Genomic DNA, 15,489 nt, shown 5'->3' with positions numbered 1-15,489 from the left:
GGCTTCTGGCCCTGCGTTACGCAGCGCCAGACGCTGGAGCTTGATAAGCGCCACCGCGGACCATCAAGGCCCAAGCGATACGCGCCAATTTGTTCGCTAGAGCGACCGCGATCAGCTTTGGTGGCTTCTTCAAGAGCATTCTCGCGAGCCAGGATCCTGCTGGCGGTCCATATCGTCTTGCCCATCGCACCACGGCGGTGGCACCAAGCACGAGGAGCCGTCGGAGATCTCGCCGGCCCATCCTGGAGATTTTGCCAAGCCTGTCCTTGCCTCCGGAAGAATTCTGTTTGGGCGTGAGACCAATCCAGGCCGCAAAATCACGCCCCTTGGAAAAGGTCTCCGCCGAGGGCGCCAAGGCCTCTATCGCTGTGGCGCAGATTGCCCCGATCCCCGGAATGGTCATTAAGCGAGAGGCCACCTCGTCCTGTCTCGCGCGCACTCGCAGTCCCTTCTCAAGCTCTGCAATCTGCTCCGACAGGGATTCCACGTGCTTCAAGAGAGTCTGGCAAAGGCCACGAGCGAGATCGGGCAGGTCCGGATATATTGTCAGGAGCTCATGCAATCGGGGGATATGTCTGACGCCCTGAGCCACGATCAAGCCGTATTCCGCAAGATGTCCGCGCAAAGCGTTGATCGCCTGTGTACGCTGTCGAACCAAGAGATCACGAACCTTGAATGCCATGGAAGAGGCTTGCTTCTCGGCGCTCTTGACGCCGACAAAGCGCATCGTTGGTCGAGACGCGGCTTCGGCGATCGCTTCCGCATCCGCGGCATCGTTCTTCTGACGCTTAACGAAGGGCTTCACGTAGGAGGGATGGATCAGCCGGACCTCGTGCCCAAATTTACCAATCTCCCGTCCCCAATAGTGGGCGCTGGCGCAGGCCTCCATTGCGACCACACACCTTGGCAACTTGGCGAAAAACTCGAGCAATCTGCTGCGGTTGAGCTTTTTACGCAGGATCATCCTTCCGTCCTGCCCCGCGCCGTGGACCTGAAACACGTTCTTGGCCAAATCTAAACCGATGATGCTAACCTCGTCGTCCATGGACGTCCTCCTTACCGGGTTTCAACACCCGCACTTTGGCACAATCGATGCCGTCGGGGGGCGTCCACTCCATCGGCTATGCACTCGCCGATGCCAAGACCACTATCGAAGCCGCGCGCTACCTGAGCTGGCGGGCCTGCCATGCGCTCGATACGCAATCACCGGGCGCCGACGAGCTCGCGGTCCAGGCCAAGATCTTCGGCTCCGAAGCCGCGGTGCGGGTCATCACCGACCTGATGCGCGTGGTCGGCATCGACAGCTATGATCACGCGGCGCCGTTCGGCCGCTTGTTGCAGGACGCGTTGGCGCTGCCGATCTTCGACGGTGGCAACATGGGCATTCGGCGGCGCCAGCTCCACGCGATGCTGATGCGGCCCGATTACGATCCACTGACCGCGTGCGGAGGAGCCTGAGACGACGCGTCGTATCTGCATCCGCCCTTTGCGCATTTGCGGGGAGAGGGAGTTCTCTACCCCAACCCCGCGCGCCGGAACCCTTCCAGATAGTGCTCGCGATCGGCGTCACTGGCCCAGGGCAGCTGCGTCGCGATCCAGTGCAGCGAGATGTTGGGCTGGGTACGGCGGAGTTCGCCCAGCGCCATCTCGGCCAGCGCGCCGTCGCCGGTCATGCCGGCGGACACCGCGAGCACGCGGTAGGCGCCGGTGAGGTCGCCGCGATGGCGGATCGCCTCGCGCGCCAGCGCGATCGCCTCGTCGTAATGCCGTTCGGTGAAGCGCGCATAGCCGGCAATGCCGTAATAGATCGCCAGCGACGGATCGCGCGGCGAGAGCCGGATCGCCCTCTGCGCCGCATCGAACGATTCCCCGGAACGACCGGCGTAGGACAGCGCCAGGGCGTAATAGCCCTGCGCCAGCGAGAAGTTCGGGTTGAGCGCGAGCGCCTGCTCGAACTCGGACAGCGCGTCGGAAAGCCTGCGCGTCGAGAAGAAGACGCTGCCGAGCGCGGCATGCGCCCAGGCATCCTCGTGGTCATGGCGCACCGCGGCGAGCGCGGCGGCCTCCGCGATCGGCACCGTCGTGGCAAGCTCCGCCCAGCCGAGATGGACGCCGAACATGTGGCTTGCCGCCAGCACCGACAGCGCCTGACCGTAGTTCGAGTCGATGGAAATGGCGCGTTCGAGCAATGCCTGCGCAGCCTTGTGGTCCTGCTGCGTCACCCGCCAGTAATGCGACAGCGCGCGCATCAGCAGGTCCCAGGCATCAAGGCTCGCGGGCGGCTTGCGGTCGGCGCGAAAATTCTCGGCCGCATGGATCTGCGGCTCGATCGCCGCGACGATCGCGTTGGTGATGTCGTCCTGCACGGCGAAGACGTCGACAAGCTCGCGGTCGTAGCGCTCGGCCCAGAGATGGCTGCCGGTGGTGGCGTCGTTGAGCTGCGCGGTGATGCGCACACGGTTGTCGACCTTGCGCACGCTGCCTTCGACGATGTAGCGGACGCCGAGCTCCTCGGCGATCTGCCTGATATGAACCGAGCGCCCCTTGTAGGTGAAGGACGAATTGCGGGCGATCACCATGAACCAGCGCTGCTTCGACAGCGCGGTGAGAATGTCCTCGCTGATCCCGTCGCCGAAATATTCCTGCGCGGGATCGCCGCTCATGTTCTCGAAGGCGAGCACCGCGATCGCAGGGCGGTCCGTCACGGCGCGCACCGGGGCAGGGCCGGGTTCCACCGGCGCAAGCGTCGCTGCCACATCTTCCCGGACTTCGCCGACGAAGCGAAAGCCCTTGCGCGGGATCGTCTTGATCAGCCGCTGCGTCGCGCCGTCGTCGCCAAGCGCCTTGCGCGCGGCATTGATTCGGCTGTTCAGGGCGGAATCCGAGACGATGCGGTCGCTCCAGATCTGGCTGATCAGGTCATCCTTGCTGACCACACGGGCGCGTTGCGCGACCAGATAGAGCAGCAGATCGAACACCTGCGGCTGCAGCGGCACGGCTGCGCCGCTGCAGGTCAGTTCCCGCAGGTCGCCGTCGAGCACGTTGTTTTCAAAGAGAAATCGCACGTTTCTGTCGTCTCAAGCAAAAATCAAAGTGGTCTCAGGCGAAAATCAACCGTCCGTGAAAGTCAGGGGGTGTCCGATCCGGCATGGTGCGAACACTAAACAGTGCCGATGCCTCGGCACAACGGAGCGTTCTATGACCCAACTTGATCACCAGCTTCATTCCATCGGCCCGGAGGTTGCGGGCTCACGCATTTTCAAATTCATCGGCTTTCTGTACGGAATTGCGGCATATCTCGTGTTTTTCGTTACCATTCTCTACGCCATCGGCTTCGTCATGGGGCTGGTGGTGCCGAAGACCATCGACACCGGAACCGACACGCCGACGGCCGAAGCCGTCATCATCAATCTACTGCTGATGACGCTGTTCGCCGTTCAGCACAGCGTGATGGCGCGCAAGCAGTTCAAGGCGTGGTGGACGCAGTTCGTCCCCAAGCCGGTCGAGCGTTCGACCTACGTGCTGTTCGCGAGCCTGTCATTGCTGCTCCTGTTCTGGCAGTGGCGTCCAATGCCTGCGGTCGTATGGGATGTCGGAAACCCCGATCTCGCCGTGACGCTGGTCACGCTGTCCCTCGCGGGCTGGGTGCTGGTGTTCGCCTCGACCTTCATCATCAATCACTTCGAATTGTTCGGATTGCACCAGGTGACCAACCATCTCGTGGGCAATGAGGCGGCGCCGCCGCGCTTCAAGACGCCGTTGTTCTACAAGTTCGTTCGTCATCCGATCTATCTCGGCTTCATCATCGCGTTCTGGGCGGCGCCGGTCATGACGGCGGGCCATCTGCTGTTCGCGGCCGTGACCACGCTCTACATCTTCGTCGGCATCGCGCTGGAGGAGCACGACCTCGTCGATCTCTTCGGCGACGAATACCGGCAGTACAAACAACGGGTGTCGATGCTTATTCCCTGGCGCAGATCGGTATAGCCGTAGCATCTTTCCGCCGCGTCCACCGAAAGGAGGACGCGCGGCGGAACCGAAGCGCGTAACGGACGTTGCCGGCCTCCAGCCTTCAACGTCCCTCGGGGTGATTCCCTCCGCTCCGACGCCTCTCCCCGCATCCGCCTTTGCCGGTTTATCGGCGAGCCGGAGCGGGAAGAGGAATTTCAACCTTCATCCAACGGAGACGACCCAATGAAACATGTCGGAAACTGCTTCTGTGGCGCGGTCACGATCGAGGTCACAGGCGAGCCGGCTGCGATGGGCTATTGCCATTGCCGCTCCTGCCGCTCGTGGTCGGGCGGGCCGGTGAATGCCTTCAGCCTGTGGAAGCCGGAAGCCGTGCGCATCACCGAAGGCGCCCAGAACGTCGAGACTTTCGCCAAGACGCCGCTCAGCCAGCGCAAATATTGCAAGAAGTGCGGCGGTCATCTCATGACCAACCACCCGCCGCTCGACCTGATCGACGTCTTCACCGCCACCATCCCCACGCTCGCCTTCACGCCCGGCGTCCACGTCAACTACGCCGAGACGGTGCTGCCGATGCGCGACGGCCTGCCGAAGCTGAAGGACTTTCCGGCCGAGTTCGGCGGCAGCGGCGAGATGATGCAGGAGTAGAGGTGCTCTTACCCTCCCCTGGAGGGGGAGGGTCGATCGCGCGAAGCGCGAGCGGGGTGGGGTGATCTCTCCACGCAGGCAGTCTTCGTTGTGGAGAGACCGTCACCCCACCCCGTCTCTCATCTTCCATCTTCGCTGCGCTCAGATACGAGCCGACCCACGGGCGAGCTACGCTCGTCCCGGACCCTCCAGGGGAGGGTGAGCAGGGCCTACCTCATCCCCGCGCGCCGAAACCCCTGCAGATAGTGCTCGCGATCCTCTGCCCGCCGCATCGGCAGCTCGCGCGTGAGCCAGGCCAGCGAGATGCCGGGCTGGGTGCGTTGCAGGCCCCGCAGCGCGTACGCCGCGAGTTGAGGATCGCCCAACATGCCGGCGGCGGCCGTCAGCACGCGATGGGCGCCGACGAAATCGGCGCGCTGCCGCATCGATTCCCGCGCCATCTGCACGGCGCCCTCATAGTTGCGGCCGATGAACTGGGCATAGGCGGCTACGCCGCAATAGATCGCCGCGAGCGGATCGCGCGGGCTCAGCCGCAGCGCGCGGCGTGCGGCGGCATCGCCGTCTCGCCATCTCCCGGCGTAGCACAGCGTCACGCCGTAGAAAGCGTGCGCCATCGCAAAATTCGGATTGAGTTGCAGCGTCAGCTCGAACTCAGCCAGCGCGTCGTCGAAGCGGCGGCGGAACAAATAAGTGTAAGCCAGACCGTGATGGGCCCAGGCGTCCTCGCGATCGGCTTCCACCGCCGCGAGCGCCGCGCGTTCGGCGACCGGCACGGTCACGGCCATGTCGGCCCAGCCCATATGCGCGCCGAAGATATGGCTGGTCGCGAGCAGGCCCAGCGCCTTGCCATAGGCGGGATCGATCGCGGTCGCCTGTTCCAGCAGTCCTTGCGCGGCGGCGTTGTCCTCGCGCGTGATGCGCCAGTAATGCGGCAGCGCACGCATCACGAGGTCCCAGGCGTCGAGGCTGCCCGGCGGCTTCTGCTGGGCGCGAAAGCTTTCGGCGGTATAGAGCTGCGGCTCGATCGCGGCGACGATCGCCTCGGTGATCTCGTCCTGCACGGCGAAGATGTCGGCAAGCTCGCGGTCGTAACGCTCGGCCCAGAGATGGCTGCCGGTCGAGACGTCGTTGAGCTGCGCCGAGATGCGCAGGCGATCGCCGCTGCGCCGCACGCTGCCTTCGAGCACATAGCGTACGCCGAGCTCGCGCGCGACTTCGTGCATGTGAACGGCGCGGCCCTTGTAGACGAAGGAAGAGTTGCGGGCGACGACGAAGAACCAGCGCAGCTTCGACAGCGCCGTGATGATGTCCTCGCTGATGCCGTCGGAGAAATAGTCCTGCTCGCGGTCGCCGCTCATATTGGTGAAGGGCAGCACGGCGATCGCGGGACGGTCGGGCAGCGCGAGCGCCGCCTGCGGCGCCTGGGCGACACGGCCCGGCTCCGGCAAGGCCGCGCCGCGCTGCGTCTGGACAGCGCCGACGAAACGAAAGCCCTTGCGCGCGATGCTGGTTCGCGCCGCTGTCGCCGATCGCCTTGCGCGCCGCGTTGATCCGGCTGGTCAGGGTGGATTCGGAGACGCTGCGCCCGTGCCAGATCTTGTCGATCAGCTCATCCTTGCTGACCACCCGGTCGCGGTTCTCCATGAGGTGGACGACGAGGTCGAAGACCTGCGGCTCCACGGCCACGGGAACCTGCTCGCAGCTCAGCTCGCGCCGGTCGGTGTCGAGAAGGTGGTCCCGGAACATAAACTGCACGTCCAAAACTCAACCCTCGCAATGACATCAGGCAATGATGAAATCAGAATGGATTTCGACTCTAAGACTGTGAGTCCGCTGAGCGGCCTGCCGGGTTCACCACGATCGCGTGATGGCTGCTATGCCGTTTTCGGATAGGAATGCAACTTGAATGAGAATGTGGCGGGTCTGGTGGACTGTCGCGGGCTGCGCACATAGCCCGATCTTGCCGCGCGCACAATCTATCCCCGTCACCCTGAAGTGGCCGCCTTGTCACGGCCCTCGAAGGGCGACGGCCCGGCTACATCGCGGCCGTTCATCACTTCGAGGCCCTTCGTGCGCCGCTACGCATCGCACGCTTCGCATCTCAGGATGACGGGGTGATGGAGCGATGCGCCGTCGTAATGTCGTCGTACGGCATCGAATGTGTGGCGAGCCATGAATGTCCATTGCCGAACAGCGCGGTCCGCGTAAGTTGCTCTCACACAAACGCAAACCATAAAGAAACGCCCATGCCCGCTTTTCCCGCCTCGACGACCGTGCTCGATTCCATGCTGTTCCGCGACGCCTTCGGCACGCCCGAGATGCGCGAGGTGTTCTCCGATGTCGCGCTGGTGGCGCGCTATGCCGAGGTCGAGGTGGCGCTGGCGAAGGCGGAGGCGAAGTGCGGCGTGATCCCGCAGGAAGCCGCCGACCAGATCGCGGCGCGGACCGACGTCGCCGCATTCGATTTCGATCTGCTGCGGCAGGAGACCGACATCGTCGGCTATCCGATCCTGCCGCTGGTGCATCAGATGGTGAAGCAGTGCGGCGAGGCCGGCCGCTACGTGCATTGGGGTGCGACCACGCAGGACATCATGGATACCGCGGTGGTGCTGCAATTGCGCTCCGCGCTCGGGATCGTCGAGCGCGACATCGCCGAGCTGCGAAACATCCTCGCGGACCTCTCGAAGCGCTACCGCGACACGCCGATGGCCGGGCGCACCCATCTCCAGCAGGCGCTGCCGGTAACGTTCGGCTACAAGACCGCGATCTGGCTCGCGATGTTCGACCGCCACGCCGAGCGGCTCGTGCAATTGAAGCCGCGCGTGCTGGTCGGACAGTTCGCCGGCGCCGCCGGAACGCTGGCCTCGCTCGGCGGCAAGGGGTTCGAGGTGCAGGAGGCGCTCTGCGCCGAGCTCGAGCTCGGCGTTCCCGCCTCGACCTGGCACGTCGCGCGCGACGGCTTTGCCGAGGCCGTGAATTTCCTCGCGCTGGTCACAGGCTCGCTCGGCAAGATCGCACTCGACATCATGATCATGGCCTCGACCGAGTTCGCCGAGGTCTACGAGCCCTTCGTCAAGGGCCGCGGCGCCTCCTCGACCATGCCGCAGAAGCGCAACCCGATCTCCTCGGAGCTGATGCTCGCGGCGTCCAAGGCGGTGCGCCAGCATGCCGGTCTGATGCTGGATGCGATGGTGCAGGATTTCGAGCGCGCCACCGGGCCCTGGCATGCCGAATGGATGGCGATCCCGGAAAGCTTCGTGCTGACCGCCGGCGCGCTGCACCAGGCGAAGTTTGCGCTAGCAGGCCTCATCGTCGATGAAAGGAAGATGAACGACAATCTCGCCATCAGCCGCGGCCTGATCGTGGCCGAAGCGGTCATGATGGGGCTGGCGCCGCAGATCGGGCGGCAGGAGGCGCATGACGTGGTCTATGATGCCTGCCGGCTCGCCAATGAGAAGGGTCTGACATTGGCGGACGCGCTCTCGTCCGACGCCCGCGTCTCCGTCAGGATCGACCGTGCCACGATCGAAGCGCTGACTTCACCGAAAAATTACCTCGGCCTTGCGCCTGCCATGGTCGACCGGGTGCTGAAATCGGCAACGCGTTGAAAACCAAAATGCGCGAAACTCCGTATCTCTCCGTGTCGCAAGGCGCTCGCGCACTTGCGCCTTGCGATGCTAGACTTAGATTGAACGAGAGAGCTTCGGCAGAGGACCCCGCATGATTGATCACCGCAATTCCGCCGTTCCCATCGATCCCGTGAAACTCGACCGGCTGGCCGAGGTGGCGGTGAAGGTGGGCCTGGGCTTGCGGCCGGGACAGGATCTGCTCTTGACGGCGCCCGCGATCGCGCTGCCGCTGGTGCGGCGGATCGCCGTGCACGCCTACAAGGCCGGCGCCGGTATCGTGACGCCGATCCTGTCGGATGAGGAGATGACGCTGGCGCGCTACCGCCACGGCCAGGACAACAGCTTCGATCGTGCCGCCAACTGGCTCTATGAGGGCATGGCCAAGGCGTTCTCCGACAACACCGCGCGGCTCGCCATCGTCGGCGACAATCCGATGCTGCTGTCCGGCGAAGATCCTTCCAAGGTGGCGCGCGCCAGCAAGGCCAATTCGATAGCCTATCAGCCGGCGCTGGAAAAAATCGTCAATTTCGACACCAACTGGAACATCATCGCCTATCCGAGCCCGTCATGGGCCAAGCAGGTCTTCCCTGATGATCCCGAGGACGTTGCGATCGGCAAGCTGGCAGACGCGATCTTCGCGGCCTCCCGCGTCGACCGCGAGGATGCGATAGGCAATTGGGCGAGCCACAACGCGGTGCTGCGCGAGCGCACCAACTGGCTCAACGGCCAGCGCTTTCGTGCGCTGCAATATTCAGGTCCCGGCATCGACCTCTCCATCGGGCTTGCCGACGGACACGAGTGGGAGGGCGGCGCCTCGCTGTCCAAGAACGGCATCAGTTGCAACGCCAATATCCCGACCGAAGAGGTTTTCACCACGCCGCATTGCCGGCGCGTCTTTGGTCATGTCGTGAGCTCGAAGCCGCTGTCCTACCAGGGCACGCTGATCGATAACATCGCGGTGCGCTTCGAGGACGGCAGGATCGTCGATGCCAAGGCCTCGCGCGGCGCGGAGGTGCTGAACAAGGTGCTCGACACCGACGAAGGCGCGCGGCGTCTCGGCGAGGTGGCACTGGTGCCGCATTCCTCGCCGATCTCGCAGAGCGGGCTGTTGTTCTACAACACGCTGTTCGACGAGAACGCGGCCTCGCACATCGCGCTCGGCCAGTGCTATTCGAAATGCTTCGTCAACGGCGCGCAGCTGACGCCGCAGCAGATCGCCGCGCAAGGCGGCAACCAGAGCCTGATCCATATCGACTGGATGATCGGTTCTGCCGAGACCGACATCGACGGCATTCTCGCCGACGGCAGCAAGGTGCCGGTGTTCCGCAAGGGCGAGTGGGCGAAGTAGTCCGCTGTTGCTCGTCATACCCGGGCTTGTCCCGGGCATCCACGTTCTTTGTGCCGCTAGGCGTGGATGGCCGGGACAAGCCCGGCCATGACGATGATGGTGGAAGGTTCAAGCCCCAGCGCTGGCGTCACGTGCTCTCACGCCGCCGCGTTACGCAGCATCCGGTTGTTGTCGATGCTGAAGCGGTTGAACAGCGTCGTGAACGGGCTGCCGTCGGTGGCCCGCACGATGGCGTCGGGCGTGGCGACCGCCTCGTAAAGCGCTTCGATGGGATCGTCCGCATCGGGCAGGTCGAGGCTGCCGCGAATTTCCTCGCGGGCCGCGTTGACGTCATCCTCCTGGTCGAGTGTCGCCTCCAGCGCATCCGCCGCGCGCCGCATCTCCGTGAGATCGCCGCCGGCGGAGAATTTGAGGATGTCCAGCCAGTAGGGGCGGGCGACAACGAGCTGGATGAAGGCCTCGAACGTGCCGGCGATAATTCCAGCGCGGCCCTCCGATGAGACGTAGAGCACATTCCGCGATGGCAGCAGCACGAAGGTGCCGCCGCAGCCGTCGCTGCCGATCTGCCGGGGGTTTTCGACGCCATCGATGGTGAACCAGGGCTCCTCTTCGGCTGCGAAGGAAACATCGAGGCTGCCAAGCCAAGCGACGACCTCGCCTTGGGCTGTCAGAACCTCCGGGGTGAGGGGCATCGGTGCGGACTCCTTCGCTGGTCACTTTCGCGCACTTTGTCGCACCCCGGAAAAGATGGGTTCATGTGCGCGAATTTGCAGGCAAATCCCGACGTTAACCTCGTCGCGCCTGCAACTTGCGGCTGATTGTCGGCGCCTGCGTAAGAAAGAATTAAAAACCGGCTACTAGCGTTCCAACATCTTTGGAAACAATCCGGGCCCAGACCCGGCCATACATATTTTATTCCCTGGGGAAGCAGATGTCGCCGTCATTGATTGAAATCAGTAGTTGCAACGTGGATCTCGAGCTGCGGCCGATCGAGCCGTCCTGGATTATCGAAGGCAATCCGGTGTCGCGCTCGCACATCCTGTCCACCAGCGCCGACGGCACCGCCTCGACCATCATCTGGCAGTGTACCGAAGGCCGCTTCAACTGGTACTACGACATCGACGAGACGATCATGATCATGGAAGGATCGATCGTGCTCGAAAGCGACGGCATGCCGCCGAAGCGCTATGGCCCCGGCGACGTCATTTTCTTCCGCGACGGCGCGCATGCCAAATGGCATGTCGAAGGCCACGTCAAGAAGATCGCCTTCTGCCGCAAGACCAATCCCGTGATGATCGGATTCCTGATCCGCGTCGTCAACAAGCTCAAGCGGATGTTCGTCTCCGCCGGCGAGCGCCGCCCCGCCTCGCTGTTGGGGGCTGGCTAGAGTTCAAACATATCCAAGGACGCTTCCCAGCGGCCACGACGGAAGAGGGGCCGGGACCAACATCCCGGCCCCTCTTCTCGTCATGACGGCAGTTCGAGCCGGTAGACATCGCTCGCCGTCTGCGAGAACAGCGCCGTCTTCTCGGCCTCGCTCAAGGGCGCCGCGATACGCTTGAACGCGTTGAAGATCACCTGGTAGCTGCACTGGCCCTTGTCCGGCGGGAAATTGCTCTCGAACATCGCGCGCCTGGGGCCGAACGCCTCGATGCAGGTCTCGACATAGGGCCGCCAGGCCGCGGCAAGCTCCTCGGATGACGGCGGCTTCGCGCGCAGATGGAAGTCATAGCCGAGCAGGCACATCGCGAGCCCACCGAGTTTCACCGAGACATTCTCGCACTTCGCGATCTCCTGGATCGAGGCGCGCCATTGCGGAAACACCTCTTCGCGCCGCCCGGCAAAGCGACCGACGCCGGCCGGGCCGCCGCAATGGTCGAGCACGATCCTGGTGTCGGGAAAGGCGCGCGCGAGCTCGGTCAGCTCGCCGATCTGCGGGTGAAACAGCCAGGCATCGAAGCTCAGGTTCAGCGGTGCGAGGCAGGCAAAGCCTTTGCGGAAAGTCGGATCCCGCAACAACCCCTTCGGCCGGTTGGCATACATGCCGGCGACGACAGGGTCTTCGTCCCAGGCCGAGGAATGCCTGATGCCGCGGAATCGACCGTTGCCCGCCGCGATCTCGGCTTCCAGCACCGGCTTGGCGGCATCGCCCAGCAGCAGGTTCACGTGGCTGACGATGCCGGCGCAGATCGCGGCCGTGCCGTAGCCGCCGCTTGCGCTCATGGCGGCGACGCCGTTGGCGAACTCGACTTCGCCGACCGGCCGGAATGCCTCGGGCCCGTGCGCGCGATACATCGAACGGCAGTCGACATAGACGGTGGCGATGATGTTGTGCCCGGAGGCGATATCGGCCGCCATCTCCTCGATCAGATAGCGCTGCCCGCGATTCCAGAGATGGTGATGAGGATCGACGATCAGCCGCAAGGGATCGATGATCTCCTCCTGATATTGCGCGAGCCAGTCCTCGCGCGGCTCGACGAATAGCCCGCTCGTGTTGGCGGGCACACCGCTTGCAGCCATCGGCATTCGCTCCCTTTGTTTTTTGTGGGGGGAGCCTAGCACCTCGTCTTCGCATCCAGCTGCGCGTGCTGCGCAACCGCACCCGTCATCGCGAGCACAGCGGCGCCGTCGTTAGCCCTTGCGCCGCTTCGCCCTCACATCGACCACAAGCCGCCAATCGGCGGCGGCTGCCGGCTTCACTTCGCCGAGCCAATGGAAGGAATCATCGGTAATCTCTGTGAAACTCCAGCGTGTCAGGTCGCCCGCATCGGTCGTACCTTCCTGCACGATGTCCGCGCCGCGCGGGCGGCCGATCTGCTGGCGGAACACGCTACGACCGGGATCGAACCAGGAAATCCGCCATGCGGAAATGGAGGGGTCGTAGACCCGTAGCGTCGTGCCGTACCAATTGCCGGCGATCGGAAACCCCGTGGGTCGGTCAAAATCCCCCGGGTATGGTCACTTGAAACTCCCCCACCTGATGATCGCCGTCAGCGCCGCTGAACAGCAGTAGCCGGTCAGGCAGGACGTTTATGTTCGACCCCTTTAGCCAGCAAGGGGCCGGGGAGTTGAACGTCTTGAAGCGACATCTGCAAAGCACCGTACTTACATTACTTGATCGCAACACCAGCCAGCGCGAGATTCACCGGCTGACGGGTGTCGATCGCAAGACGATCCGGCGTTATCAGGCGCTGCGGGCCGGTGCGGAGGCAAATTCCCCCGGGGAAGTGACCACCGGCTCGGTGAGCGCGGACGGCCAAATTCCTCCACCCCGACCACCGGCTTTTGGGACATCGGAAGCGACGGTCACCAGCAGCCTGGCCCGTTCGGCTTGCGAAGCGCATCGGACGTGGATCGAAGAACAGGTCCGGCTGAAGCGGAACGCGCAGGCGATTTACCAGGACCTGGTTGATCAATTTGGCTTTCCGTCCAGCTACCAGAGTGTCAAGCGGTTTGTGCGCCGGTTGCGGCACGCTGATCCTGAGCAGTTTGATCGTCTTGAGTTCCTCCCCGGCGAGGAAGCTCAGGTCGACTATGGCGAGGGCGCGCCGACGGTTGATCCGAAGAGCGGGCGGTACCGTCGTCCCCGCCTGTTCGTGATGACGCTACGCTACTCGCGGCGCAGCTTCCGGCGGGTAGTCTGGAAGTCCAGCCAACAAGTCTGGGCGCAGCTCCACGAAGAGGCGTTCCGGTATTTTGGCGGGGTCCCCAGCTATGTCGTGCTCGACAACCTGAAGGAAGGCGTCCTCAAGCCGGATTTGTACGAGCCCCAGCTCAACCCGATTTACAGCGCGATGCTGGCTCATTACGCCGTGGTCGCCGATCCCGCGCGCGTGGCCGATCCAAATCGGAAAGGATGCGTCGAGAATGCGATTCAACATACCCAGGGCACTGCGCTGGCCGGACGGCGCTTCGAGACGCTGGAGGCGCAAAACGAGTTCTTGAGGCACTGGGAGGAGAACTGGGCTTCCAAACGCATCCACGGCAGCACGCGCCGTCAGGTCGAGGCGATGTTCCAGGAAGAGAAGCCGCACCTGCGGCCGCTGCCTGTCGCTCCCTTCCGCATCTTCACCGAAGTCGTCCGGACTGTCTGCGACGACACCACCGTACGCGTCGACAACAGCTATTACGCCGCGCGGCCCGCGCCGATCGGCAGCCAGGTCGTCGTGCGCATCTACACCACCACGATCGAGATCCGTGATCGCCACACCCGTGCGCTGCTGCGTGTTCATTCCCGGATGGCGCACCCCGGTTCTGTCGTCCTGCCGACCAGCGAACGGCCGTTCAACCCGTCGCGGCAAACCGCCGTGCTGCTGGCGAGCGCCGAGCGCATCGGACCGCAGACCAGGGCCTTGTGCCAGCAGGTGTTCGACACCGAAGGGCGCCCCGGACAGCGCGCGATGTGGGGCATTGTCGGGCTGGGCCGGAAGTATCCGGCGCGGCTGGTCGAGCAGGCCTGCGCGCACGCCATCGACAACCGCATCTACCGCTACAAGCACGTGCGTGCGACCGTCGAGCGGTTGTTCGAACAGGCGATCGAGCAGGTTGGAGTGACGCCACAGCCGGCATCGCCGCTCACCCAGGATCATCCGCTGATCCGTACCCCCGCGGAATACGGCGACCTCTTCAGCCGCGCTGTGCGGCGCGACGCCGACGACAATGGTCGGCAGGCCGAGGCTCACGACGATCACGCCACGGCAATCCGCGCTCGTGTCGCCTGCGCAACCCCGGCCAACTCCGGCGCCACGAGCGCTCCCGCTGCACCTTCTCACCTTAAACTGGAGACCTAGCCACATGATGACCATGCCGGAAATTGAGCGTTGCCTACGACAGCTGCGCCTGTCGGGTGTCCGCGACACGCTGCAGACGCGCGTGCTCCAGGCGCAGGGCGCCAACCAGCCCTTCCTCGAGACCTTCTCCCTTATCCTGCAGGATGAACTGGACCGTCGTCAGTCCCGTCTTATCGAGCGGCGATACCAGCAATCCGGGCTCGACGAAAAGCTGACGCTCGCCGAGTTCGACTGGTCCTTCAATCCCAAACTGCCACGTCAGACCTGCTTCCAGCTCCACACCCTGGCGTTCATTGCCGCTGGCGAGAACGCTCTGCTTGTTGGCAAACCTGGCACCGGGAAGTCGCACATCGCCAAGGCGATTGCCTATCAGGCGATCCTGCAAAGCCACAAGGTCCAGTATCTTGAGACCGACGACTTCTTCCACCGCTACGCCCTGAACTCTCCGGCACAACGCGAGGTCCGGCTGCGAACCATCATCGACTGCGATCTCCTCGTGCTGGACGATCTATTCCTCGCACGCGCCATCCCCGACGACGCCGGCACTTTGCTGCAGACCCTGATCCATCAGCGTTACAAACTGCGCCGCAGCGTCATCGTCACCTCCAATCGCGTCGTGCAGGATTGGGGGGCATACCTTGGGGACAACACTATGAGCACGACGATCCTCGATCGCCTTATGCATCATTGCCATCTGCTTGAGTTCGACGGACGCAGCTATCGGCTCAAAGAAGCCGCTGAAGCTCTTGCCCGGGAAACAAACTCAAACTAACAGTCCCTTGTCCTGCCTCGCGGGTGGAGGAATTTGACTGACCACACCCGGAGGAATTTGAAGTGACCCGCGGGGATCGGAAACGCCGGCGCAGCCGCTGGGCGAGGGATGATCCAGACATCCTGAACGGCGCGGCCTTCCAGCACCCAGCCGAAATGGATTTCGCCGGGCGCGGTGTGCGTGGTTCCATCGGGGCCATGAGCGGTGATCCCGGCATCCCAGTCGCCGACGAAGCGGCCGTAGAGCTGGAGCGCCGCCGCGTGCTCGGGGTTCGGTCCGTCCGCGTACAAAAGTCTGGCAAAGTCTGTCATGTCGATCTCCCGTCGCGAGGAG

13 protein-coding genes and 2 pseudogenes are annotated in these 15,489 nt (G+C 63.9%); 8 read left to right on the top strand and 7 right to left on the bottom strand.

Translation table 11 applies throughout. From position 1 onward, the window contains the following. Positions 1-16 precede the first annotated feature (16 nt). The gene (locus J4G43_RS48180; protein WP_208088552.1) at positions 17-1,045 is read right to left on the bottom strand and encodes an IS110 family RNA-guided transposase; all 1,029 of its coding nucleotides are present in this window, start codon (positions 1,043-1,045) and stop codon (positions 17-19) included. 47 nt (positions 1,046-1,092) lie between these two features. Here J4G43_RS48180 and J4G43_RS48175 point away from each other — a divergent pair, with 47 nt between their 5' ends. Further along, the gene (locus J4G43_RS48175) at positions 1,093-1,458 is read left to right on the top strand and encodes an acyl-CoA dehydrogenase family protein (protein WP_208089066.1); all 366 of its coding nucleotides are present in this window, start codon (positions 1,093-1,095) and stop codon (positions 1,456-1,458) included. A 56-nt stretch (positions 1,459-1,514) separates the two neighbouring features. Here J4G43_RS48175 and J4G43_RS48170 read toward each other — a convergent pair whose 3' ends face one another. Beyond that, a complete protein-coding gene (locus J4G43_RS48170; RefSeq protein WP_208089065.1) occupies positions 1,515-3,065 on the bottom strand; it encodes a winged helix-turn-helix domain-containing tetratricopeptide repeat protein in 1,551 nt (516 codons plus the stop codon). Positions 3,066-3,198: 133 nt separating this feature from the next. Here J4G43_RS48170 and mddA point away from each other — a divergent pair, with 133 nt between their 5' ends. Together mddA and J4G43_RS48160 are read left to right on the top strand one after the other, a co-directional pair. After that, a complete protein-coding gene (gene mddA / locus J4G43_RS48165; RefSeq protein ID WP_063980801.1) occupies positions 3,199-3,987 on the top strand; it encodes a methanethiol S-methyltransferase in 789 nt (262 codons plus the stop codon). 207 nt (positions 3,988-4,194) lie between these two features. Next, the gene (locus tag J4G43_RS48160) at positions 4,195-4,617 is read left to right on the top strand and encodes a GFA family protein (RefSeq protein ID WP_028148676.1); all 423 of its coding nucleotides are present in this window, start codon (positions 4,195-4,197) and stop codon (positions 4,615-4,617) included. Between the two features lie 209 nt (positions 4,618-4,826). Here the strand turns inward: J4G43_RS48160 and J4G43_RS48155 are convergent. After that, positions 4,827-6,372 (bottom strand): annotated as a pseudogene (locus J4G43_RS48155) (winged helix-turn-helix domain-containing protein). Positions 6,373-6,863: 491 nt separating this feature from the next. On the opposite strand from J4G43_RS48155, the gene pcaB reads away from it, so the two are divergent. Together pcaB and J4G43_RS48145 are read left to right on the top strand one after the other, a co-directional pair. Continuing rightward, positions 6,864-8,225, top strand: a complete 1,362-nt coding sequence (gene pcaB, locus J4G43_RS48150) for a 3-carboxy-cis,cis-muconate cycloisomerase (RefSeq protein WP_208089064.1) — start codon at positions 6,864-6,866, stop codon at positions 8,223-8,225. A gap of 112 nt (positions 8,226-8,337) precedes the next feature. Further along, complete coding sequence (locus J4G43_RS48145; protein WP_208089063.1) at positions 8,338-9,594, top strand: aminopeptidase; 1,257 nt, start codon at positions 8,338-8,340, stop codon at positions 9,592-9,594. A gap of 137 nt (positions 9,595-9,731) precedes the next feature. On the opposite strand, the gene J4G43_RS48140 is transcribed toward J4G43_RS48145, so the two are convergent. Then, on the bottom strand, positions 9,732-10,286 hold the full coding sequence (locus tag J4G43_RS48140; RefSeq protein ID WP_208089062.1) for a hypothetical protein: 555 nt from the start codon (positions 10,284-10,286) through the stop codon (positions 9,732-9,734). A gap of 239 nt (positions 10,287-10,525) precedes the next feature. Here J4G43_RS48140 and J4G43_RS48135 point away from each other — a divergent pair, with 239 nt between their 5' ends. Further along, positions 10,526-10,981 (top strand): cupin domain-containing protein, encoded by a 456-nt coding sequence (locus J4G43_RS48135; protein WP_028157215.1) that lies wholly within the window; start codon positions 10,526-10,528, stop codon positions 10,979-10,981. Positions 10,982-11,061: 80 nt separating this feature from the next. Here the strand turns inward: J4G43_RS48135 and J4G43_RS48130 are convergent, their stop codons facing one another. Together J4G43_RS48130 and J4G43_RS48125 are read right to left on the bottom strand one after the other, a co-directional pair. Then, the gene (locus tag J4G43_RS48130; protein ID WP_208089061.1) at positions 11,062-12,114 is read right to left on the bottom strand and encodes an amidohydrolase family protein; all 1,053 of its coding nucleotides are present in this window, start codon (positions 12,112-12,114) and stop codon (positions 11,062-11,064) included. A 111-nt stretch (positions 12,115-12,225) separates the two neighbouring features. Then, on the bottom strand, positions 12,226-12,423 hold the full coding sequence (locus J4G43_RS48125) for a hypothetical protein (RefSeq protein WP_225005569.1): 198 nt from the start codon (positions 12,421-12,423) through the stop codon (positions 12,226-12,228). Between the two features lie 203 nt (positions 12,424-12,626). Between J4G43_RS48125 and istA the strand changes: the two genes are divergently transcribed. Together istA and istB are read left to right on the top strand one after the other, a co-directional pair. Further along, complete coding sequence (gene istA / locus J4G43_RS48120) at positions 12,627-14,384, top strand: IS21-like element IS1631 family transposase (protein ID WP_100214066.1); 1,758 nt, start codon at positions 12,627-12,629, stop codon at positions 14,382-14,384. 4 nt (positions 14,385-14,388) lie between these two features. Further along, complete coding sequence (istB, locus tag J4G43_RS48115) at positions 14,389-15,156, top strand: IS21-like element IS1631 family helper ATPase IstB (RefSeq protein WP_038952109.1); 768 nt, start codon at positions 14,389-14,391, stop codon at positions 15,154-15,156. A 74-nt stretch (positions 15,157-15,230) separates the two neighbouring features. Here istB and J4G43_RS48110 read toward each other — a convergent pair. Next, positions 15,231-15,467, bottom strand: a pseudogene (locus J4G43_RS48110) (hypothetical protein); the annotation flags it as partial. Positions 15,468-15,489: the final 22 nt, after the last annotated feature.

Origin of the sequence: Bradyrhizobium barranii subsp. barranii (assembly GCF_017565645.3) — a bacterium.
GTDB lineage: Bacteria > Pseudomonadota > Alphaproteobacteria > Rhizobiales > Xanthobacteraceae > Bradyrhizobium > Bradyrhizobium barranii.
This window is presented reverse-complemented; position numbering and strand designations above follow the sequence as displayed.